Source organism: Streptomyces sp. NPDC052036 (assembly GCF_040680495.1).
In the GTDB taxonomy this organism is placed as follows: Bacteria; Actinomycetota; Actinomycetes; order Streptomycetales; family Streptomycetaceae; genus Streptomyces.
The window spans coordinates 366,669-388,487 of record NZ_JBFAWW010000003.1; the positions used below are offsets into that span (position 1 = coordinate 366,669).

At 71.6% G+C, this 21,819-nt stretch carries 19 protein-coding genes, 1 tRNA gene and 1 other RNA gene; 16 read left to right on the forward strand and 5 right to left on the reverse strand.

The genetic code is table 11. From position 1 onward, the window contains the following. Window positions 1-39: 39 nt before the first annotated feature. The 3 genes from AB0L95_RS08005 to AB0L95_RS08015 form a co-directional block, all read right to left on the reverse strand. The gene (locus tag AB0L95_RS08005) at window positions 40-381 is read right to left on the reverse strand and encodes a hypothetical protein (RefSeq protein ID WP_365158612.1); all 342 of its coding nucleotides are present in this window, start codon (window positions 379-381) and stop codon (window positions 40-42) included. A gap of 93 nt (window positions 382-474) precedes the next feature. Then, window positions 475-1,152, reverse strand: a complete 678-nt coding sequence (locus tag AB0L95_RS08010) for an HdeD family acid-resistance protein (protein ID WP_365158615.1) — start codon at window positions 1,150-1,152, stop codon at window positions 475-477. Window positions 1,153-1,281: 129 nt separating this feature from the next. Then, window positions 1,282-1,893, reverse strand: a complete 612-nt coding sequence (locus AB0L95_RS08015; protein ID WP_365158618.1) for an HhH-GPD-type base excision DNA repair protein — start codon at window positions 1,891-1,893, stop codon at window positions 1,282-1,284. 115 nt (window positions 1,894-2,008) lie between these two features. Between AB0L95_RS08015 and AB0L95_RS08020 the strand changes: the two genes are divergently transcribed. From AB0L95_RS08020 to AB0L95_RS08055, 8 genes are all read left to right on the forward strand, one after another. Next, window positions 2,009-4,111 (forward strand): penicillin acylase family protein, encoded by a 2,103-nt coding sequence (locus AB0L95_RS08020; RefSeq protein WP_365158621.1) that lies wholly within the window; start codon window positions 2,009-2,011, stop codon window positions 4,109-4,111. After that, a complete protein-coding gene (locus AB0L95_RS08025; protein WP_365158624.1) occupies window positions 4,101-4,793 on the forward strand; it encodes a GNAT family N-acetyltransferase in 693 nt (230 codons plus the stop codon). Before AB0L95_RS08020 ends, AB0L95_RS08025 begins: the two co-directional genes overlap by 11 nt. Beyond that, on the forward strand, window positions 4,790-5,269 hold the full coding sequence (locus AB0L95_RS08030; RefSeq protein WP_365158627.1) for a cupin domain-containing protein: 480 nt from the start codon (window positions 4,790-4,792) through the stop codon (window positions 5,267-5,269). The genes AB0L95_RS08025 and AB0L95_RS08030 overlap by 4 nt, the downstream gene beginning before the upstream one ends. Then, window positions 5,257-6,030, forward strand: coding sequence for an SDR family NAD(P)-dependent oxidoreductase (locus AB0L95_RS08035; RefSeq protein WP_365158630.1), 774 nt, complete (start codon window positions 5,257-5,259; stop codon window positions 6,028-6,030). The genes AB0L95_RS08030 and AB0L95_RS08035 overlap by 13 nt, the downstream gene beginning before the upstream one ends. Before the next feature lie 126 nt (window positions 6,031-6,156). Beyond that, window positions 6,157-7,962, forward strand: coding sequence for a copper resistance protein CopC (locus tag AB0L95_RS08040; protein ID WP_365158633.1), 1,806 nt, complete (start codon window positions 6,157-6,159; stop codon window positions 7,960-7,962). 335 nt (window positions 7,963-8,297) lie between these two features. Continuing rightward, on the forward strand, window positions 8,298-9,611 hold the full coding sequence (locus AB0L95_RS08045) for an ABC transporter substrate-binding protein (protein WP_365158636.1): 1,314 nt from the start codon (window positions 8,298-8,300) through the stop codon (window positions 9,609-9,611). Beyond that, window positions 9,608-10,588, forward strand: coding sequence for a sugar ABC transporter permease (locus AB0L95_RS08050; protein WP_365158639.1), 981 nt, complete (start codon window positions 9,608-9,610; stop codon window positions 10,586-10,588). Before AB0L95_RS08045 ends, AB0L95_RS08050 begins: the two co-directional genes overlap by 4 nt. Further along, the gene (locus AB0L95_RS08055) at window positions 10,585-11,481 is read left to right on the forward strand and encodes a carbohydrate ABC transporter permease (RefSeq protein WP_365158642.1); all 897 of its coding nucleotides are present in this window, start codon (window positions 10,585-10,587) and stop codon (window positions 11,479-11,481) included. The genes AB0L95_RS08050 and AB0L95_RS08055 overlap by 4 nt, the downstream gene beginning before the upstream one ends. A 75-nt stretch (window positions 11,482-11,556) precedes the next feature. Here the strand turns inward: AB0L95_RS08055 and AB0L95_RS08060 are convergent, their stop codons facing one another. Next, the gene (locus AB0L95_RS08060; protein WP_365158774.1) at window positions 11,557-14,265 is read right to left on the reverse strand and encodes a SpoIIE family protein phosphatase; all 2,709 of its coding nucleotides are present in this window, start codon (window positions 14,263-14,265) and stop codon (window positions 11,557-11,559) included. 264 nt (window positions 14,266-14,529) lie between these two features. On the opposite strand from AB0L95_RS08060, the gene AB0L95_RS08065 reads away from it, so the two are divergent. The 6 genes from AB0L95_RS08065 to AB0L95_RS08090 all read left to right on the forward strand — a co-directional run bounded on the left by AB0L95_RS08065 (window position 14,530) and on the right by AB0L95_RS08090 (window position 18,832). Continuing rightward, a complete protein-coding gene (locus AB0L95_RS08065; RefSeq protein WP_365158645.1) occupies window positions 14,530-14,757 on the forward strand; it encodes a hypothetical protein in 228 nt (75 codons plus the stop codon). A 21-nt stretch (window positions 14,758-14,778) separates the two neighbouring features. Further along, window positions 14,779-15,201, forward strand: coding sequence for a hypothetical protein (locus AB0L95_RS08070; RefSeq protein ID WP_365158648.1), 423 nt, complete (start codon window positions 14,779-14,781; stop codon window positions 15,199-15,201). Between the two features lie 181 nt (window positions 15,202-15,382). After that, window positions 15,383-15,910: a hypothetical protein gene (locus tag AB0L95_RS08075; RefSeq protein WP_365158651.1), complete on the forward strand. Its 528-nt coding sequence runs from the start codon at window positions 15,383-15,385 to the stop codon at window positions 15,908-15,910. Between the two features lie 24 nt (window positions 15,911-15,934). Beyond that, window positions 15,935-16,966, forward strand: a complete 1,032-nt coding sequence (locus AB0L95_RS08080) for a hypothetical protein (RefSeq protein WP_365158654.1) — start codon at window positions 15,935-15,937, stop codon at window positions 16,964-16,966. Window positions 16,967-17,240: 274 nt separating this feature from the next. Beyond that, window positions 17,241-17,930, forward strand: a complete 690-nt coding sequence (locus AB0L95_RS08085; RefSeq protein ID WP_365158657.1) for a hypothetical protein — start codon at window positions 17,241-17,243, stop codon at window positions 17,928-17,930. Window positions 17,931-17,935: 5 nt separating this feature from the next. Beyond that, complete coding sequence (locus AB0L95_RS08090) at window positions 17,936-18,832, forward strand: SgcJ/EcaC family oxidoreductase (protein ID WP_365158660.1); 897 nt, start codon at window positions 17,936-17,938, stop codon at window positions 18,830-18,832. Between the two features lie 204 nt (window positions 18,833-19,036). Here AB0L95_RS08090 and AB0L95_RS08095 read toward each other — a convergent pair. Further along, window positions 19,037-19,124, reverse strand: a tRNA-Ser gene (locus tag AB0L95_RS08095). Between the two features lie 73 nt (window positions 19,125-19,197). Here AB0L95_RS08095 and ffs point away from each other — a divergent pair. Together ffs and AB0L95_RS08105 are read left to right on the forward strand one after the other, a co-directional pair. Further along, an RNA gene (gene ffs, locus AB0L95_RS08100) (signal recognition particle sRNA small type) lies at window positions 19,198-19,294 on the forward strand. 129 nt (window positions 19,295-19,423) lie between these two features. Further along, window positions 19,424-21,727 (forward strand): DNA polymerase III subunit gamma and tau, encoded by a 2,304-nt coding sequence (locus AB0L95_RS08105; RefSeq protein WP_365158663.1) that lies wholly within the window; start codon window positions 19,424-19,426, stop codon window positions 21,725-21,727. Window positions 21,728-21,819 lie beyond the last annotated feature (92 nt).

Consider the following 21,819-nt stretch of genomic DNA (forward strand, 5'->3'; position numbering starts at 1 on the left):
GGTTGCTGACGGCGGTCGACGGTGCGGAGGCCGGACCGGTCAGCAGCGCAGGACGACGGTGCGCAGGGCGCACAGGGCGGGGAAGAACGGTGCTCGGGCGGGCGCGGGGGCAGGGACCCGGGGTTCGGACGGCCCGCCGGTCCCCCGTGGCACCGGCCGCAGCGGTACGGGCGCACGCGGTCCCTGGGGGTTCGCCGGCCGCAGTGCCGCGACGAGCACCTCGTGCTCCGCGTCGCAGGCCTGGGACGCGAACACCGTGTCGGAATCGTCCGTCACGGCCTCGGCGTGCGCACCGGCCGCGAGCAGCGCGATGAGCACCAGGAGCACCCGCAGCCAGGCATACCGACGAGCGGTACGAGGGGGGTGCGGGGTGGTGCTCACAGGGGTCATCTGCCCGTCGACACGGCGCCGTTCATCGCATCGGACGGCAGAATCGCCCGGTCGAGTGAGGTGTGCGGCGCGTGGTTGACGGATTCACACGGTGTGCGGGATCCGCTCGGCGCGGCCGCGGATACGGACCGCCGTGATCAGCTCGACGATGCCGACCACGATCAGCCACCAGCCGGTGACCAGCGTGAGCACGGCGAGCGAATGGAACGGCGAGACGATCAGCACGATCCCGGCGACGAAGGTGACGATCCCGAGGACGGCCTGCCAGCCGCGCGCGGGCACCGCGGGGTCATGGGCGGCCGCCACGGTCTGGGCGATCCCGCGGAACAGCCAGCCGATGCCGATCCACAACGCGAGCAGCAGGATCGACTCCAGGGGACCCCGGAAGCAGAACAGCCCCAGCACGATCGACAGGGCCCCGCTGAGGAAGCCGAGGACCCGCAGCGAGGTGGCCCGGTGCGTACCGAAGGCGGACGCCACCTGGAGCACGCCGCTGACGATGAGATAGAGCCCGAAGAGGACTCCGGCGGCGAGCAGGGAGGGCCCCGGCCAGAGCAGGATCAGGATCCCGAGGATCAGGGACGCGACACCCGTGGCCAGCACGACCTGCCAGGCGGTGCGGGAGAGCAGGTGCAGGATGCCCTCGACGGGGGGCTCCAGGCCGTCCGACAGCGGTCGTTGCGCGTGCGGGTCGCGGCCGGCGTGGACCCGGCGGTCGTCGTACTCGGATCCCCACGGGGAACCGCTCGGTGCGTCGGTCATGGTCCATGCTTGGACCGCCGCCCGGGGGCCCGCCACCCGGGTGGTCCGATCGACGGAACGGACACCGCACGGACAGGCGGCCGGGGCCGCCGGGGCCGGTCCGACGACCGGGTGCGCCCGGACCGGGCCCTACGCGCGTGCCGTCCCGGTCGCCTTCGCCGCTTTCGCCGCCTTGGCCGCCGCCTTCATCTCCTGCTTGTGCGCCCGCACCTTCGCCAGCGACTCGGGACCGGTGATGTCCGCGACCGAACGGAAGGACTCCGTCTCGCCGTACGACCCCGCGGCCTCGCGCCAGCCTCGGGGCCGCACCCCCAGCTGCTTGCCGAGCAGGGCGAGGAAGATCTGCGCCTTCTGCCGGCCGAACCCCGGCAGCTCCTGGAGCCGCTTCAGCAGCTCCGGTCCGCTGTCGACGTCCCGCCACAGGGCCTCGGCGTCGCCGTCGTAGTGCTCGACGACATAGCGGCACAGCTGCTGGATGCGCCCCGCCATCGATCCCGGGTAGCGGTGCACCGCGGGCTTCTCGGACAGCAGCGCGGCGAACGCCTCCGGGTCGTACGCCGCGATCTCGTGCGCGTCGAGGTCCTCGGTGCCGAGCCGCTGCGCGATGGTCCACGGCCCCTTGAACGCCCACTCCATCGGGATCTGCTGGTCCAGCAGCATCCCGGTCAGCGCGGCGAGCGGGCTGTGCCCGAGGAGCGCGTCGGCCGGGGGGTCCTGGGCGAGGTGCAGCGTGACGTCCATGTCCCGATGATCGCCCCGCCGAGCGCCGTCCGCACCCTTCGCGTACGATGCGCTGACTACTTAGGCAAGGCTTACCTAAGCTGAGCTGTCCGTGTCGATCACAATGGGGTGCAGGGTGACCACCGAGACCTACCGCGACGCCTGGGGCATCCCGCATCTGCGAGCCGACGACGCCCGGGCGCTCGCGCGTGCCCAGGGCCGGGTCACCGCGCTGGACCGCGCATGGCAGCTGGAGGTCGAACGGCACCGCGCCCAGGGCACCTCCGCGTCCTTCCTCGGCCCGTCCGCCCTGGCCTGGGACGTCCTCGCGCGACAGGCCCGCATCGAGGACACGGCGCGACGCTGCTTCGCCGCCCTGGAGCGACAGGACCCGGAGACCGCCGCCTGGGTGAGCGCCTACACCGAGGGGGTCGCCGAGGGGCTGGACGAGGGCGCCCGGCGCGCACCCGAGTTCGCGAGCGCGGGCCTTGCCCCCGGCCGCTGGGAGCCCTGGCATCCGCTCGGTGTCTGGCTCGCCACCCACATCCTGTTCGCCGGGTTCCCCGCCAAGCTCTGGCGCGAGAAGGTCGTCCGGCATCTCGGCGAGGACGCTGTCGCCCTCTTCGCCACCGATGGGCCCGGCACCCTGGGCAGCAACGGCTGGCTGGCCGGCGGCGAGCGGACCACGACCGGAGGGGCCCTCATCGCGGGCGATCCCCACCGCTTCATCGAGGACCCGGGCGTCTACCAGCAGATCCGCCTGGCCTGCCCGGAGTTCGACGTCGCCGGCCTCGCCGTCCCGGGCGTCCCCGGCATCGCCCACTTCGCCCACACGGGCCCGGTCGCCTGGGCGATCACCAACGCGATGGCCGACTACCAGGACCTCTACAGCGAGCGCCTGCGCCGCACCGCGGACGGCGGCGTGGAGGCCCTGGACCCGGACGGGCGGTGGCGTGCCGTGACCCGGCACATCGAGAAGGTCGAGGTGGCCGGGGGCGATCCGGTGGAGGTGGAGGTGATCGAGACGCCGAGGGGCCCGGTGGTCAGCGGCGGCCCGCAGGACGCCCACTCCGACCGGGAGGCCGCCGACCAGGACCCCCCGATCGCCCTCGCCCTGCGCCATCCGGCCCGTGTCACCGGCGAACTCGGCTTCGGCGCCCTGCTCCCGCTGCTGCGGGCGCGCAGCGTCGCCGAGGTGGACCGGGCGCTGGACCGGTGGGCCGAACCCGTCAACGTCGTGCTGGCGGCGGACGTCCACGGCGAAGTGCTGCACCGCGTCGCCGGCGCCGTGCCGCAGCGGGCCGAGGCCAACCGCACCCGGCCCGTCCCCGCCTGGGAGCCCGGCCACGAGTGGCGGGGATGGCAGCCGACGCCCCGCGGGACCGTCGACGACGGCATCGCCGTGATGGCGAACCAACGCGGCCTCGCCGCCCCGCTCGGCGTCGAGTTCGCCCCCGCGCACCGGGCCGACCGCATCCGTGCCCTGCTGAGCCGGAAGGCCGCCTGGTCCGCTCAGGACATGCCGGCCCTGCACATGGACACCCATCTCGCCTCCGTCGCGCCCCTGCTGGATCGTCTCGCCGCCCTCGACGGCCTCACCCCCGAGGCGGGCGCGCTGCGTGACCGCCTGCTGCGCTGGGACCGGCACATGGACGCCGGCAGCACGGACGCGGCGGCGTACGCGGCGGTGCGCGACGCGCTCGTACGCCGGCTGGCGGCCCACCCCGCCCTTGCCGCGCTCGCCGCCCCGACCGGCCACCCGGAGGTCTTCGCGCCCTGGCTCGCGCTCGTGCCCCGGATCGGCTACGCCCTCGAACACCTGCTGAGGGCGGAGCGGCTGTACGGCGCCGACCGCGCGGCGATGCTGCGGGAGGCCGTCGAGGAGGTCGCCGCGAACCCGCCGGGGGGCACCTGGGGGGACACCCACCGGCTGGCCCCCTGGCGGGCGCTGCCGGAGACGTCGTACGAGGAACCGGGTCTGTCCGGCGACCACGACTGCGTCCTGTGCACCTCCGCCGTCCCCGGGCTGACCGACCGAAGCGCACGCGGCCCGGCGGCCCGGTACGTCTGGGACCTGTCCCGCCGCGAGAACAGCCTCTGGGTGGTCCCCTTCGGTGCCTCGGGCGTCCCGGGCTCGCCCCACCACCGCGATCAACTCCCCTTGTGGCTGAAGGGGGACCTCGTCCCGGTCGTCACCGACTGGGAACGTCTGACGAAGGAGAGCACCGATGGCCGCTGAGCCCCACGCCCCCGACCGCGAGGCCGTCCACGAACAGCCGGTCGACGACTTCGGCACCGTGCGGATCCTGCCCCTGGACCCCCGGGCCGACCTGGACGCCGTGCACACCTGGGTGAGCGACGAACGCGCCTCCTTCTGGGGCATGAACGGCATGACGAGACAGCAAGTGGGCGAGATCTACGCCCATATGGACACACTCGACACCCACCATGCTTTTCTCCTCGTCAAAGACGGTGAACCGGCCGCGCTCCTGCAGACCTACGAGCCGGAGGCCGACCGGGTCGGCGAGTGCTACCCCGTCGAGCCCGGCGACCTCGGCGTCCATCTCCTCCTCGCGCCCGCCGGACCCGGCGGGGCCCGGCCCGGCTGGACGTCGGGCCTGCTGGTCGCCGTCGTCGCGTACGTCTTCACCGTTCTCGGCCGGCGGCGGATCGTGGTCGACCCCGACGAGCGCAACACGAAGGCGACAGCCCGCTTCCTGCGCCAGGGCTTCGTCGCCGGCCCGGCCGTCGTCCTGCCGGAGATCGACCTCCCGGACGTGTACCTGCCCGAGAAGCGCGCCCGGTTGGCGTTCCTCGACCGTGAGGCGGCCCTAGGTCCTGCCGTCACTCCCGTCGTCCGCCCGGATGGCGTCGCGGGGCAGGCGGGAGTTCGACGACAGGGCCTACCCTGCCTGCCGTGACCCCTCACGACCTCATCGCGCACTACGGCATGGAACCGATCCCGCGTGAGGGCGGGCGGTTCCGGCGGACCTGGACGGGACCGGAGCGGCCCGACGGGCGCCCGGAGGGCACCGCGATCGTCGCGCTGCTGACCGCCGCACCGCAGGACTGCTCCGCACTGCACCGCCTCCCGGCCGACGAGGTCTGGCACTTCTACCTCGGCGACCCGCTCCACCTGCTGCTCCTCGCCCCGGACGGCGGTGTCCGCACCGCCGTCCTCGGGCCGGACGTCCTGCGCGGCCAGCACATCCAGCTCACCGTGCCCGCCGGCACCTGGATGGGCGGGCGGGTCGCCGACGGCGGGGCGTGGACGCTCTTCGGCTGCACGATGGCGCCGGGCTTCACGGACGAGGGCTACGAGCACGGTGACGCGGCCGTGCTGAGCGCCCGCTACCCGGCCGCGGCGGACCGGATCGCGGAGTTGTGCCGGCCGTGAGCGGACTGCTGGCGGGGCAGACGGCCCTGGTGACCGGGGCGGCCGTCGGCATCGGACGCGGTATCGCGCTGCGGTTCGCCGAGGAGGGCGCGGCGGTCGCGGTGCACTGCCGCACCTCGGTGGCGGCGGCGCGAGAGGTGGCCGAGCGGATCCGCGGCACCGGCGGCCGGGCGGTCGTCCTGCGGGCCGACCTGACCGACGAGGACGCCTGCCGGCGCCTGGTGCGGGAGGCAGCCGAGTTCGGCGTGGGCCGGCTCACCGCGCTGGTCAACAACGCGGGGGTGCAGCCGACGCGGGAACTGGCCGGGATGACGGCCGCCGAGTGGCGGGCCGTGGTCGACACCGACCTCTCCAGCGTGTTCGCCTGCACCCAGGCGGCCGTGGAGGTCATGCGGGAGACGGGCGGCGGCAGTGTCACCCACATCGCCTCGATCGAGGCCACGCACCCGGCGCCCCTGCACGCCCACTACTGCGCCGCCAAGGCGGCCGTCGTCATGCACGCCCGGTCGGCGGCCCTGGAGTACGGCCCGCTCGGCATCCGCGTCAACACCGTCTCGCCCGGCCTGATCGCCCGCGAAGGCCTGGCCGAGGCTTGGCCGGAGGGCGTGGAGCGGTGGCAACGGGCCGTCCCCACCGGCCGGTTGGGACGCCCGGAGGACATCGGTGACGCCTGTGTGTTCCTGGCCTCCCCGCTCGCGTCCTGGATCAGCGGCCACGACCTGGTGGTGGACGGCGGGGTGTCGGCCCGGCCCACGTGGTGACACGGCCGCCCGGTCATGATGACATAACCCTCGTACGGACGTGCGGCGTCGCCCCGGTGCTGAGCACAGGGGACACCGCGTCCGTACGTAACAGGACCCGGGAACGGCGAATACGGGAGACATGACGTGGGCGCAGCACGCGTGCAGGGAAGGAGCCCGGGGGCGGGCGGGCGTCGCGGGGGGCTTCGGCGCCTGGCCCTCCTGCTGGTCGTCGTCCCCCTGGTCCTCCTCGCGGGAGGCGGTTCCGCGTCCGCGCACGCCGCACTGAAGGGCACCGATCCGGCGGACGGCACCGTGCTGAGGACGGCACCGAAGGCGGTCACCCTCACCTTCTCCGAGTCGGTCGGCCTGCTGGACAACTCCATCCGCGTCCTGGACCCGGGCAACCGCCGGGTGCACACGGGCAGTCCGGAGCACGCGGACGGGCGCGCCGACACCGCGCGGGTCACGCTCCCGCACCTGCCCGACGGCACCTACATCGTGGCGTGGCGGGTGGTGTCGGCCGACAGTCACCCGGTGAACGGCGCCCTCACGTTCTCCGTCGGCAAGCCCTCTGTGACAACCGCCGTCGTCACAGGCGACGAGGCCCAGGACGCGGCCTCCGCCGCGCTCTACGACATCGCCCGGTACGTCGCCTACGGCGGACTGGCCCTGGTGCTCGGCATCAGCGTGTTCGCGATGGCGACCGGGGTGAACGGGGCCCGCGGTCTGCTCGTGGGCGGCTGGTGGACGCTGCTGGGCGCTACGTGCGCGCTGCTGCTGCTCCGGGGCCCGTACGAGCGGGGCAGCGGCCCGGCGGCGGCGTTCGACCCGTCGGTCCTGCGGGAGACGCTGACGAGCCGGCCGGGCCTCGCGCTGCTCGCGCGGCTGGTGGTGCTGGGGCTGGCGGCGGTGGTCGTCGGCCGGTCGGGGGCGGCGCCGCGCGGCCGGCCGCGGTTCGCGATCGTGAGCGTGCTGTCGGTCGCGCTGACCCTCACCTGGGCGGTGTCCGAGCATGCCTCCGCCGGGATACAGGTGCCGGTGGCGATGACCTCGGCGGTGCTGCACCTGCTGGCGATGGCGGTGTGGCTGGGCGGTCTCGCGGCGCTGCTCACGGTGTTGTACCGGGCGCCGGAGGAACTCCCGGCCCACGCGGTCGCCCGGTTCTCCCGGCTGGCCTTCGCCGCGGTCGCCGTACTGGTCGCCACCGGCGTCTACCAGTCCTGGCGCGGCCTCGGCTCCCTCGACGCGCTCACCTCCACGGTCTACGGCAGGCTGCTGACCGCCAAGCTGGTCGCGGTGGTGTGCCTGCTGGCGGCGGCGGCGTACTCGCGCCGCTGGACGGCACGGCTCGCGGTGCCCGCGGCCAGGGTGCCGGTGCCGGAGCGGGCACGGGAACCGGTGACGGCCGGGGGCGGACCGGCACGCCCGGGGGCGCTGCACGAGGACGGCCCGCCGGAGCCGGGACCGCAGCGGCGCGCCCTGCGCCGCTCGGTGCTGGCGGAGGTCACGATCGGGATTGTGGTGCTGGTGCTCTCGACACTGCTCAGCGGCACCCAGCCGGGCCGGGCGGCGACGGAGTCGGCGGCCTCGACGGCTGTGGCCGACGAGTCCCTCGGCTCCACCACGGAGCTCCCCTTCGACGTGGGAACGGCCGGCGGGCACGGCAAGGTGCAGATCGAGCTGACGCCGGCCCGGGCGGGCGAGAACGCCGTCCAGGCGGTCGTCTACGGTCCGGACGGGGGGATCGCCACCGTTCCGGAACTGCGCCTGACCTTCACGTTCAAGGCGCGCAACCTCGGCCCCCTGGACGCGGGGCTCACCGACCGGGGCGGCTACTGGGCCGCGGACGTGCTGAACCTGCCGCTGCGGGGCGCCTGGACCATGAAGGCGACCATCCGCACCAGCGACATCGACCAGGTCACCGTGTCGAGGACGGTGACGATCGGTTAGCGGGAGCAGGGTGCGGAAGATGATGTTCCGTCACCCGTGGGCGGTGAGCGGACCTGTTTGGTTCAAGGGCTCCGACCTCACGACTGACCATGGGTGACGACCCGTCGAACGCCCACCATGCGGCGCCTCGATACCGGTTCTCCACTGCCTGGTTGTGAGCAGCAGCGATCAAGGTCGTGTCGATTACGTTTCCAAAACGGCTGCGGGGGCCTCTTGACGCATACCCGGACATGCGAGTGGGATGACGCCCACGATGTTCGGTCAAGTTGGTTTCTGATTGATTCTGACCCGCTCACAGGGGCCAGCCATGACCGACCCTGCCCCCAGGAGCCGTCATGCAGCACACTCCGTCCGGTCCCTCCCTCCCGAGCCTGAACCGCCGCTCCCTGCTGCGCGGTGTCGGTGGCGCCGCCGTCCTCGCCGGAGCTGGTATACCCCTGCTCAGCGCCTGCGGCGGCAGCGGAACGTCCTCCGACCCGAAGACCGTCACCCTCGGCTCCAACGCCTCCGACGCCGTGCCGAAGAAGGCCTTCACGGAGGTCTACGCGGCCTTCAAGAAGCAGTCCGGCATCACGGTCGACGTCAACACGAAGGACCACAACACCTTCCAGGAGCAGATCAACTCGTATCTGCAGGGCACGCCGGACGACGTGTTCAACTGGTTCGCCGGCTACCGCATGCAGTTCTTCGCCGCCAAGAAGCTCGCCACGCCGATCGACGACGTGTGGCAGAAGATCGGGGACAACTTCCCCGACGCGATGAAGAAGCTCAGCAAGGGCGAGGACGGCAAGTACTACTTCGTGCCGCTGACCACGTACCCGTGGGCGATCTTCTACCGCAAGAGCGTCTTCCAGCAGCACGGCTACCAGGTCCCCACCACCTGGGACCAGCTCGTGGCCCTGTGCAAGCAGATGAAGAAGGATGGCCTGGTCCCGATCGCCTTCGGCGACAAGGACGCGTGGCCGGCGATGGGCACCTTCGACCAGATCAACTTCCGCCTGAACGGCTACGACTTCCACGTCCAGCTGATGGCGGGCAAGGCGTCCTGGACCGACGCCAAGGTCAAGGCCGTCTTCGACCACTGGACCGAGATCCTGCCCTACCACCAGGACGGCGCCATGGGCCGCACCTGGCAGGACGCCGCGCAGACGCTGGTGTCGAAGAGGGCGGGCATGTACCTCCTGGGCAGCTTCGTGGCCCAGCAGTTCACCAACAAGGCGGACCTGGACGACCTCGACTTCTTCGCCTTCCCGGAGATCAACCCCGCCTACGGCCAGGACACCGTCGAGGCGCCCACCGACGGCTTCATGGTCAGCAAGGCCCCGAAGAACCACGCGGGCGTCCTGAAGCTGCTGGAGTACCTGGGCTCCCCCGGTGCCGAGGAGACCTACCTCAAGACCGACCCCAGCGTGGTGGCCGCCTCCTCCAAGGCCGACACCTCCTCGTACAGCGTGCTGCAGAAGAAGGCGTTCGAGATGATCGGCGGCGCCAAGAGCCTCACCCAGTTCATGGACCGCGACAGCCGCCCGGACTTCACCTCCACGGTGATGCAGCCCGCGCTGCAGAAGTTCATCCAGGACCCCAAGGGCGTCGACAGCCAGCTGTCCTCGATCGAGCGCCAGAAGAAGACGATCTTCGCGTCCGCATGAGCGCCGACACGACCACGAAGACCCCGGAGGCGGCCCCCGAGCCGCCCCCGGGCACCGCATCCAAGAAGAAGGCGGTCACGCGGGGGCACCGTCGCCTGCTGACCCGCCGAGACCGGATCACGCTCGCCCTGATGGCGGGCGTGCCCACGGTCCTGCACGTGGCCCTCGTCTGGGTCACCGCCCTGGCCTCCATCGCGCTCGCCTTCACCACCTGGGACGGCATCGGGTTCGACTCGATCCAGTGGGTGGGCCTGGACAACTTCAAGCAACTCTTCACCGACAACCCGCAGTTCTGGCCGGCCGTCCAGCACAACGTCGTCTGGTTCGTGGTGCTGATCCTGATCCCGACGCCGTTCGGCCTGTTCCTGGCTGTACAGCTGGACAAGAAGATCCGGTTCAGCAGGGTCTACCAGACCGCGTACTTCCTGCCGGTCGTCATCTCCATGGCGTGCATCGGCTTCGTCTGGCAGCTCGTCTACAACCCGGACACCGGCCTGATCAACAGCATCATCGGCGCGAACAAGCCGGGCCACTACATCGACTGGATCGGCGACCCCAGCCTCAATCTGTGGGCCGTCCTCATCGCTGCGTCCTGGCGGCACACCGGCTACATGATGATCTTGTACCTGGCCGGTCTGAAGAGCGTGGACCCCTCGCTGCGCGAGGCCGCGGCCCTGGACGGCGCCAACGAGTGGCAGACGTTCAAGAGCGTCATCTTCCCCACGCTGCGCCCGACCAACACCGTCGTGCTGGTCGTCACCATCATCGAGTCGCTGCGCGCCTTCGACCTGGTCTTCGTCTTCAACAAGGGCGCCCAGGGCACCGAGCTGCTGTCGATCCTCGTGACCAACAACATCATCGGTGAGTCCAGCCGTATCGGTTACGGGTCGGCGATCGCCGTCGTCCTGCTGGTGATCTCGCTCGCCGTGATCATCCCGTATCTGGTGGCCACCTTCCGGAAGGAGCGGCGAGCGTGAGCGCCTCCACCCTCGCGACCGGCGCGCCGACGAAGCGCGCGCCCGTCCGCCCCGCCCGCGTCCTGCTGCATGTCTTCCTCGCCGGTACGGCCCTGGCATGGCTCGCTCCGCTGCTGTGGGCGATCTTCTCGGCCCTGCGCCCGTACAGCGAGACCAGCGCCAAGGGCTATGTGTCCTGGCCGGACAAGCTGAGCCTGGACAACTTCACGAACGCCTATCAGCAGTCCGGCATGCTGCACTACTTCGGCAACACACTGCTGATCGCGGTGCCGGCCGTGCTGCTGACGCTGTTCCTGTCGTCGATGGTCGCCTTCTACGTCAGCCGCTTCGACTTCCGTCTCAACCTCGCGCTGATGCTGCTCTTCACGGCGGGCAACCTGCTCCCGCAGCAGGTCATCATCACCCCGCTGTACCGGCTGTACCTGCTCACCAACCTGCCGGGCATCACGGAGAGCGGCAAGCTGTACGACTCCGCGCTCGGCCTGGTCCTCATCCATGTGGCGTTCCAGTCCGGCTTCTGCGCCTTCGTGCTGAGCAACTACATGCGCTCGCTGCCGCACGAGCTGACCGAGGCCGCGCTCGTCGACGGCGCCTCGGTGTGGCGGCTGTACTGGCAGATCACGCTGCCGCTGTGCAAACCGGCGATGGCGGCCCTGGCGACCCTGCTGTCCATCTGGATCTACAACGACTTCTTCTGGGCCCTGGTCCTGATCTCCACCGGCGAGAAGATGCCGATCACCTCGGCCCTGAACAACCTGTCCGGCCAGTACTTCACGGATCCCAACCTGGTCGCCGCCGGCGCCCTGCTGACCGCGATCCCGACGCTGATCGTGTACTTCGCGCTGCAGCGCCAGTTCGTCAGCGGTCTGACCCTGGGCTCCAACAAGGGCTGACCCGACCGGCGAGATACGGCGGTGGTGCGGGGGCCCGGCCCGGCGGGGCCCCCGGCACCCAGGGGAGTCGTCGGCTCACAGAGTGGCCTCGCCGAACTGTTCGAGCAGCGCGTCGACCGGTCGCTGTCCGGCGCCCGAGGCCGCGCCGCCGTGCAGGGCCTGTTCCGCCCAGATGACCTTGCCGCGGGGGGTGTACCGCGTTCCCCACCGCTGGGAGAACTGCGCGACGAGGAACATCCCGCGCCCGCCCTCGTCCGTGGTCGCCGCCCGCCGCAGCCGCGGCGAGGTGCTGCTGCAGTCCGCGACCTCGCAGATCAGCGAGCGCCCGTAGAGCAGCCGTGCCCTGACCGGCGGGGCGCCGTACCGGATGGCGTTGGTGACCAGCTCGCTGAGGACGAGTTCGGTGGTGAACGCGGTCTCCTCCAGCCCCCAGTCGCACAGCCTCTCCCGGCACTGCGCCCGTACCGAGGGCACCATCGCCGGGTCCGAGGGCACGTCCCAGTCGGCCACGTGCGAGGGCGGGAACAACCGGGTACGCGCCACCAACAGGGCGATGTCGTCGCAGGGGTGGTCCGGTTTCAGCCCGTCGATCACCGCCCGGCAGGCCTCCTCCGGATTGCGCCCCCCGGCCCCGTCCAGGGCCCGGCGCAGGTCGGCCAGTCCGGTGTCGATGTCACGGCTGCGGTTCTCCACCAGACCGTCGGTGTAGAGCACCAGCTGTGATCCCTCGGCCAGCCGCAGCTGCGCGGTCTCGAAGGGGTATCCGCCCAGTCCCAGCGGGGCCGAGGCCGGAACCTCGGGACTGCTGACGACCCCCTCCGGGGAGACCACCAGCGGGCCGGGATGCCCGGCGCGGGCCATCGTGCACGTCCCCGTCACCGGGTCGTAGATCGCGTAGAGGCAGGTCGCCCCGGTCACCCCCTCTCCCTCGTGGCCTTCGGCGGCACCGTTCGGCCGCTCCTCGTTGTCCATGCGCACGACCAGGTCGTCGAGGTTCCCGAGCACCTCGTCCACGGGGAGGTCCAGCGTGGAGAAGTTGTGCACCGCGGTGCGCAGCCGCCCCATCGTCGCGGCCGCGTGCAGGCCGTAGCCGACGACGTCCCCGATCACCAGCGCCACCCGCGCGCACGACAGCGGGATCACGTCGAACCAGTCCCCGCCCACCCCCCGGCCCTCCGCCGGCAGATACCGCCAGGCCACATCGAGCGCTTCCTGTTCCGGCTGGCCGCGCGGCAGCAGGCTGCGCTGCAGCGTCACCGCCATCTTGTGCTCCCGGGTGAACCTGCGGGCGTTGTCGATGGCGACCGCCGCCCGCGCGGCCAGCTCCTCCGCGAACGACAGGTCCTCCGGCCCGTACGCCGGGGATCCCGCCATCCGGTAGAAGTTCGCCACGCCCAGTGGCATCCCCCGGGCCTGGAGCGGCACGGCCACCAGCGAACGCAGACCGCACTCCAGGGCCTTCCGGGCACGCCCCGGGTCCTGCGCCTGCCAGTCGGGCGCCTGCCGCAGGTCCGGCTCCAGCACCCCCCGTCCCTGCTGCAACGTCCTCATCTGCGGACCCTTGGGCGAGATCGTGATCAGTTCGCCGACCGGATAGACCGGGATCATCCGGGTGTCGCCGGTGATCGCCGCGCGCCGCAGATGCCGCCATCCCTCGGCCGTCGGCTCCCAGCCGCGCAGCACCGAGTCCAGCAGGTCCACCGTGACCGCCTCGGCGAACTGCGGCACCGCCACCTCGGCCAGTTCCTCGGCGGTATGCAGCACGTCCAGGGTCGTCCCGACCCGCACACCGGCCTCGTACAGCAGGGTCAGCCGCTCCCGCGCCACCTCGGCCCGCCCCGTGACCGCCGCCAGCTCGGTGGTGTCCCGCAAGGTCACCACACTGCCGTCGGGTCCCGTGTCCGGGACCGTGGGCCGCTTGTTCACCGCCAGCAGCCGGTCCTCCACCCGGTAGACCTGATCGGTGACCGGCCCCGCCGACGCGAGCAGTCGGGTGAGCGGCTCCGGCAGGTCCAGCTCCCGCACCGGGCGCCCCTTGGCACCCGGCGGCAGGCCCAGCAGCCGCAGTGCCTCGTCGTTGGCCAGCAGCAGCCGATCGTCGGCGTCGGTGATCAGCACGCCTTCCCGGACGGAGTGCAGGACCGCGTCGTGGTGCTTGTACAACCGGGCGAGCTCCTCCGGGGCCAGGCCGCGGGTCTGCCGCCGCAGCCGCCGGGCCACCAGCGTCGTCCCGGCCGTGGCCACCACGAACGTGCCCGCGCCTGCCCCCAGGATGAGCGGCAGTTGCGGCATCCACAGTCCGGACACGTTCTTGACCGTGATCCCGGCCGAGACGAGGCCCACGACCGTCCCGTGCGCGTCGGTCACCGGGACCACCGCCTGCACGGCGGTCCCCTTGCCCGCGGGCAGGGGCGGCCCGCCGACCTGCTCGACGACGGTGTGGCCGTGCAGCGCAGGCTGGATGGTGCCGACGAACTTCTTCCCGATCTCCTCCGGGTACGGGTAGGTGTAACGAATCCCCTGGGTGCTCAGGGCCACCACGAAGTCCACGCCGGACCGCTTCCGTGCCGCCTCGGCCTTCGGTTGCAGCACCTTGGTCGGGTCAGGGCTGCGGAACGCCTGGACCACACCGGGAGCGTTCGCGAACGTGTGCGCCGCCACGACCGCCTCCCGCTTCCCCTCCTGCAGGGCGTCCCGGGCCGACTGCAGCACCACGGCCGCCACTGCGGCCCCGACCAGCAGGACCACGATCACGAACTGGACGAGGAAGACCTGCCCGGCCACGCTGTGCAGGTTCAGCAGCCGGGGACGACCAGTGCGCGGCCGGCGTTCAGCAGACACGACGGGCTCCAGTACCGCCGGACAACACCTCCATGTTCCCTTCATAACACCGTGGGGCGAACAAGGACCCACTCACCCGAAACGTGCCATCAACCCGCGTTCCAGGCGCTCCGGACACCCGGGCCGGCGGGCCGGGTCCGGCGCCTTGCGCTGCGACGGGCCGGACTCTGGATGCCACTGAAATCGAACACGTGATTGAATCTGTGCATGCGACGGTTTCCCGACGACCTCGTCCAGGCCCAGCAGGAGTGGAGCACCATCTATCGCCGGCTCGCCGAACGGCCCGGCCGGACCGAGCTGCGCCGGCGCCTGTACCGGCTGTCGACCGCGGTGCTCTTCCATCCGTACTGGCAGGAGCGCGGACGGACCCCGGCCGCCTGGGCGGAACTGCGCACCCTGGGGCGGGAAAGGGGGAGCCGGCGGCCGTTGTCGTAGGCGGGTGACAGGATCGCTGCCATGTCTCTGCCTGAACCCGATGATCTGACCTCGCTGGTTCTGCGCACCGATTTCGGTGACGACGGATCCTGGGACGCGGTTCGAGCCGCACTCGACGCCGCGGACGACCATTCCCCCGCCACATACGTCGACGACCCTCGTTTCGCCGAGGCGAGCGTCCAGGCGCTGCTGAACGAGGAAGCCGCGACAGAGGGGGACGAGCGGGCCTTCCATGTCTTCCTGGCGGACGCGGCCACCATGGCGGATCCGTCGTATCCGCTGCTGGCCGTGGACCTGGCGGACGAACCCGGGCGGACGTTCAGAGTCCCTGCCCGGTGGTTCTTCGACGTGTCGGCGAACCTCAGCCTCGCCAACATGGACTTCGCCGAATTCGCCGATGCCGCTGATGGGTCGGGGACCTTCCACGGCTTCGACGAGGGCTGAGGTGCCATCAGAGATGGTGCGCGCGGCCGGAGTCCGGGGTCCGGTGCGCATATTGACCCGAATCGGCTAGATGCGGTCGTGTCGGATCGGGGAACGACTGCAGACGGTGACGCAGGTGCTCACTATGCCAGTGATCATGCAGCGAGACACTGCTGCGTCTCCCCCCGAGAGGAAAAAGAGAATGCGTCGTGGCATTCCCTTGTCGGTGATGCTGTCGTCCCTGGCAGTTCTGGCCTGTCCCGCATCGGCCTCCGCCGAAGACACCCCCGTGACACTGGAGGTGACCGGCGGCGGCCTCGGCATCACGGTGCCGGCGGGACCGGTCGACCTCGGTGCGACCAACGTCAGCTCCAGCCCGCAGACGGTCACCAACCAACTGGGCAACGTCACCGTGACCGATCAGCGCGGCGGCACCGCCGGCTGGATCGTCACGGCCCAGGCCGTGGACTTCGTCGGGCCCAACAACTCCACCATCTCGGTCTCCGCGCCGAACTCCAGTACGTATCACGCTCCTCAGGCGAGCGTGATCGGCTCCGCCACGGTGACCCCGTCGGACCTGAGCCCCATGTACCCGCCGGGCCCCGTGCAGACCGCCACTGCGGTCACCGGCACCAACTCGGCCACCTGGAACCCGACGATCTCGATCACGGTGCCCGCGAACTCGCTCGCGGGCACGTACACCTCGACCATCACGCATTCCGTGGCGTGACGTAACGCGAGCCGAGGTTCTTCTGTGCACAAGTACATTCCGGCCGGAGCGCTGTGCCTGCTGGCGCTTGCCGGGACCGTCGGCGGCCCTCCGTCCGCGATCGCGTCACCCCGTGTCGCGGCGGCGGGGGGCGCCCGCGGTCAAGGCAGCTTCTCCGTACGGCTCGTCGACGTTCCCGCGCCTCTCGTCAACGACACACGCGCACGTCAGTACATCATCGACAATCTCCGTCCCGGCGCCACCATCCGCCGACGTGTCGAGGTGGCGAACACCTCCCGCGAACCGGCCCGCGTCGTGATGTATCCCAGCTCCGCGAGAATCAAGCACGGTTCGTTCGTCGGCACCTTCGGAAGGCGAAGAAACGAACTGACCTCCTGGATGTCACTGGACAGGAAGTGGCTGCGGGTACCGCCCCGCTCCACGGCCCGTACGACCGTGACGATCCACGTGCCCCAGGACGCGGCGCCCGGCGAGAGATACGGCGTCGTCTGGGCCCAGATGTCCGGAGGACACGGCCCCGGTGTCACCTTGGTGAACCGCGCCGGTATCCGGGTGTATCTCTCCGTGGGCGGTCACAATCCACCGGCGACCAGATTCCGGGTGGACACGATGACCGGCGAACGCGACCGGTCCGGCCGGGCGATCGTCAGGGCGCAGGTCCACAACACCGGTGGCCGTGCTCTGGACTTGAGCGGAACCCTGGACCTGACCAAGGTGAGAGGCAGCATCAACGCCGGCCCCTACCCGGTCGAGCTCGGCACCACCCTCGCGCCCGGCCAGTCCGAACCGGTGACGGTGGTGGTGACCGACCAGGTGGCGAACGGCCCCTGGAAGGCCACCCTCCGCCTCAGGAGCGGCCAGTACGAGGAGACCTACCGCGCCCGCATCACCTTCCCGCGCCACAGCGGCCACGGCCGGGCGGCCCGGGCGCACGCCGTCGTCGCCGGCAGGTCCATGGCCTTCTACGGAGGGGCGACCGGGCTGGTCCTGGGCGGCGCCCTCCTGCCGGTCACCGTGCTGCTGCGGCGTCGGAAGGCGGCAGCACAGAGCACCTGAGGACGCCTGGCGGCCGGCGGAGTCTCCATGACCCCGCCCGAGGGACCGCCGGTGAGAACGGAACACGTTCAAGGGCCCGACCGGGGCGAACCGGCCGGGCCCTTCCTCATCCCCCCACCACGGCACACCCGTGGCCGCAAGTCCCTAACGAGCCGTAGGGAATACCCCACGATTCACAGCGGTCACGGTCAAAGATGGTGAACTCTCAAGTACCGTCTCCGGGCATCCGCTCCAACGGCCTCCCCACCCCCCATCTCAACGGAGACCACAGCCCATGCCCGCAACGACGAACGCATCCGAGTCCGCGTTACCGGACGCCCGATGCGGCACCCCTGACGGTTCCCCGCCCGTCCGCACCACGCGCACTCCTCCCACCGTCCTGATGGACGACCAGGCACTCGCGGAATTCCTCAACGCGGCCGTCGGCGAGTACCGACTCGTCACCCCCGAGACCCCGTTGCCCTGTTTCGCGCTTCTGCTCGGGAGCGCGGAGGGGACGACGTACCACGTACGGCGTGTCGCTTTCGGCCGCAACGCCCGGACCAGTGACCCGGCGGCCCGACAGGAGTTCCGCGACACGATCGTGCCGGAGTTCGGACCGGCCTACGAGAACGAGCACCGTGGCTGGTGGATGGACTCCCGCGACCTCCTCCGGGCGTCCCGCGAAGCCGACGCCCTCGGGATGGACCTGCTCGGCTCCATCCATATGCACCCCGACTGGCACCGCTTGGGCCCGCCGTCGGAACGGGGCAAGGTGCTCAGCGAACGCCCGACTCCCATGGACCGCCACCTGTTCGGCCGGACCGGGTGGCCCCTCAACATCATCTGCTATCTGGAGCACCGCGGCGGCGTCTTCTACCACGCCCTGGCGGCCTGGGCCCCGCCTCCCCGGCAGCCTTCCGAGGGCACCGAGTGCCCCGAGTTCGCCCTCCGTGTCCGTACGAGCGCACTGCTGGAGGCGTGACACCGATGCACCAGCCCGACGACCCGAACACCCCCGCCCAGGACGGCACCCAGGACGGCAGCACTCAAGGCGATACCCAGGACGCCGCTGAGGCGATCCGGGCCCTGTGGGCCGAGATGGCACGCGGCTGGGCGGCGGGCGACGCCGCGCTCTTCGCCGCGAGCTTCGCGGAGGACTGCGACTTCACGACCGTACGAGGCGACAAACCGCCCGGCCGGACCGGCATCGAGGCCGGGCATCGCGCCCTCTTCCACGGACCGTACGCCGGAACCGTCCTCGACGCCCGGGTCATGGCCGTCCGATTCCTCCGCCCCGACCTGGCCACGGTCGAGGCGGAGTCGACCATCACCGCCCCGGACGGCGAGCCGCTCGCCACCACGCACGCGTTGGCCGTCGTGGAGCGGACAGCGCAGCGCCACTGGCTGATCAGGGCGTTCCACAACATGGTCCCCGCACCCCGCCCGGCACAGCGCGCCCTCGACCCGAAGGATCCCGCCGTGGACGAACCCACCGCTCGGCCGAAACTCCGCCACCTGGCCATCGTGGCCCGCGACCCCGAGAAGCTGGCGGAGTTCTACTGCTCGGTCTTCGCGATGGAACTCTTCCACCGCGATCCGGACGGCAGCTGCTTCCTCTCCGACGGCTGGCTGTCCCTCGCCCTGATCAAGCACCAGCTCGACGGCGAGACCCCGGTCGGCATGAACCACTTCGGCTTCCATGTCGAGGACACGGCCGCCACCTCCGAGGCCCTGATGGCGGCCGGCACCCCGAAACCGGCCGAACGCTTCACCGACCGCCCCTTCGCCGAGTACCGGGCCATGGACCCGGAGGGCAACTGGTTCGACCTGTCGGAACACGGCTTCGGCGGCCCCCGCGCATCCCCCGATCCCACCGAATCCTGAACCCCGACACCGTCGAAGGCCCCGACAACACTGAAGGCCCCGACACCGTCGAAGGCCTCGACCGGCGAGACGCGCTCTGGGCGCCGCCTGAACCCGACGGGAAATCCAACCGAGACGGAAACCGCGACGGAAACCGAGACGGACAATGTCGAAGGGCCCCACCGCGAACGGTGGGGCCCTTCGACATCGTGCCCGGTGAGGCACTGGCGGAGGATACGAGATTCGAACTCGTGAGGGGTTGCCCCCAACACGCTTTCCAAGCGTGCGCCCTAGGCCTCTAGGCGAATCCTCCGCCGGAAACATTACATGACGCGAGGGAGTGCTAGCGAACTCGTTCGGGGCCTGGGCGATCGGGTAGGCTGGGGCTCAGCCCCTCACGCGGCGCTATCTGACTGAACTCCCCCAGGGCCGGAAGGCAGCAAGGGTAGGTCGGCTCTGGCGGGTGCGTGAGGGGTCTTCTCTGTTTCCGGGCAGCAAAGGCGTTCCCCGGGCAGCCGGGGGCCGGGTCTTTCTCAGGGGCCGGGCGGGCCCCGCGGGGGGAGCGGCTTCGGGCGGGGCGTGTTGTCGGTGGGCGCCTATAACCTCGTAAGCGTGTCGTCTCTCGCGCTGTACCGCCGCTATCGCCCGGAGTCCTTCGCCGAGGTCATCGGGCAGGAGCATGTCACTGACCCGCTGCAGCAGGCGCTGCGGAACAACCGGGTCAATCACGCGTACCTGTTCAGCGGGCCCCGCGGCTGCGGCAAGACGACCAGCGCCCGCATCCTGGCGCGCTGCCTGAACTGCGACAAGGGCCCCACGCCGACCCCGTGCGGCGAGTGCCAGTCCTGCCGTGACCTGGCGCGGAACGGACCGGGGTCCATCGACGTCATCGAGATCGACGCCGCGTCGCACGGTGGTGTGGACGACGCCCGTGACCTGCGCGAGAAGGCCTTCTTCGGACCCGCGAGCAGCCGGTACAAGATCTACATCATCGACGAGGCCCACATGGTCACGTCGGCCGGTTTCAACGCGCTGCTGAAGGTCGTCGAGGAGCCGCCCGAGCACCTCAAGTTCATCTTCGCGACCACGGAGCCGGAGAAGGTCATCGGGACCATCCGCTCGCGCACCCACCACTACCCCTTCCGGCTCGTGCCGCCGGCGACCCTGCGGAGCTACCTCGCCGAGGTGTGCGAGAAAGAGGGCATCCCCGTCGAGGACGGGGTGCTGCCGCTCGTCGTGCGCGCGGGCGCGGGGTCCGTGCGTGACTCCATGTCCGTCATGGACCAGCTGCTGGCGGGCGCGGACACCGACGGTGTGACGTATGCCATGGCCACCTCCCTGCTCGGGTACACGGACAGCTCGCTCCTCGACTCCGTCGTCGAGGCCTTCGCCTCCGGGGACGGGGCCGCCGCCTTCGAAGTCGTGGACCGGATCATCGAGGGGGGCAACGACCCCCGTCGGTTCGTCGCCGACCTGCTGGAGCGGCTGCGCGACCTGGTGATCCTCGCCGCCGTGCCCGACGCCGTCGAGAAGGGACTCATCGACGCCCCGGCCGACGTACTGGAGCGAATGCAGGACCAGGCGGGCGTGTTCGGCCCGGCCGAGCTGAGCCGTGCCGCCGACCTCGTCAACGAGGGGCTGACGGAGATGCGGGGCGCGACCTCCCCTCGGCTCCAGCTCGAACTGATCTGCGCGCGCGTGCTGCTGCCCGCCGCGTACGGGGACGAGCGGTCCGTCATGGCGCGCCTCGACCGGTTGGAGCGGGGCGTCGACTTCTCCGGTGGAGCGGGCCCCGTCATGGGCTATGTCCCGGGACCCGGAGCGCACGACGCGATGGCCGGGGGACCGGTGCCGCAGCACGCGGAGCCCGTTCCGCCCGGCGGCGGTGCCGCGGCGGCTCGGGCCGCAGTGCGCGGCGGGGGCCCCGGGCCCGGCGGTGCGCCGGCGTCCGGCGCGGGTGTGTACGGGGCCGGGGGTCCCGGTGGCCACGACGGCGGGGCGGCGCCCGCCGCGGCCCCGCCGCCCGCACCCCAGGAGGCGCCTCCCGCCGCCTCTGCTCAGCCTCCGGCCGCCGCCGCCCCCGCCGCGCAGCCGCAGGCTCCGGCCGCCGCCGCTCCCGGCTCCTGGCCCACCGCCGGCGCGGCCGGCGGTGGCCGACGGCCCGGCGGGTGGCCCACGGCGACGCCCGCGGGCGGGAGTCAGGGCCCGGCCGCGCCCGTGCCACCGGCGGGCCCCGCGGCCGCGCAGGCGCCCGCCGCGTCCGCCGCTCCGGCCGCCGCGTCCACCCGGACCGCGGCCTCCGCCCCGGCTCCCGGCGGCCTCGACCCCCGCATGCTGTGGCCGAACATCCTGGAGGCGGTGAAGAACCGCCGCCGCTTCACCTGGATCCTGCTGAGCCAGAACGCCCAGGTGGCGGGCTTCGACGGCACGACGCTGCAACTCGGCTTCGTGAACGCGGGCGCGCGCGACAACTTCCTGAGCAGCGGCAGCGAGGACGTGCTGCGAGGCGCCCTGGCCGAGCAGTTCAATGTGCAGTGGAAGATCGAGGCGATCGTCGACCCGTCGGGCGGCTCGGCCCCGCAGCCCTCCGGGGGCTCCGGCTTCGGCGGCGGCTTCAACGCCGGCGGTGGTGGTGGCTACGGCGCCGGGGCACCGGCAGCGCCGCGCCCCGCACCCCAGCAGTCGGCACCGGCAGCGCGTCCGTCCGCAGCGGCGGCCCCGCCCCCGGCACCGGCCGGTCCCGCCTCCGCCCCGGCTCCCGCCGCGCCTTCCGCCCCGGCGCGGCAGCCGGTCGCCCCCGAGGACGACATGCCGGAGGACGACGACCCCGACCTGGACGAGTCGGCCCTCTCGGGCCATGAACTGATCGTCCGGGAGCTGGGCGCCACCGTCGTGGAGGAGTTCTCCAACGAGTGATGAGTGAGTCACCGACGGGTGGCGGTTTGGGTAAAGCCACAAACCTCCCTTCCGCTGTCCTTCGGCGGCCCCCACAAGGCCACCGGCTCGCG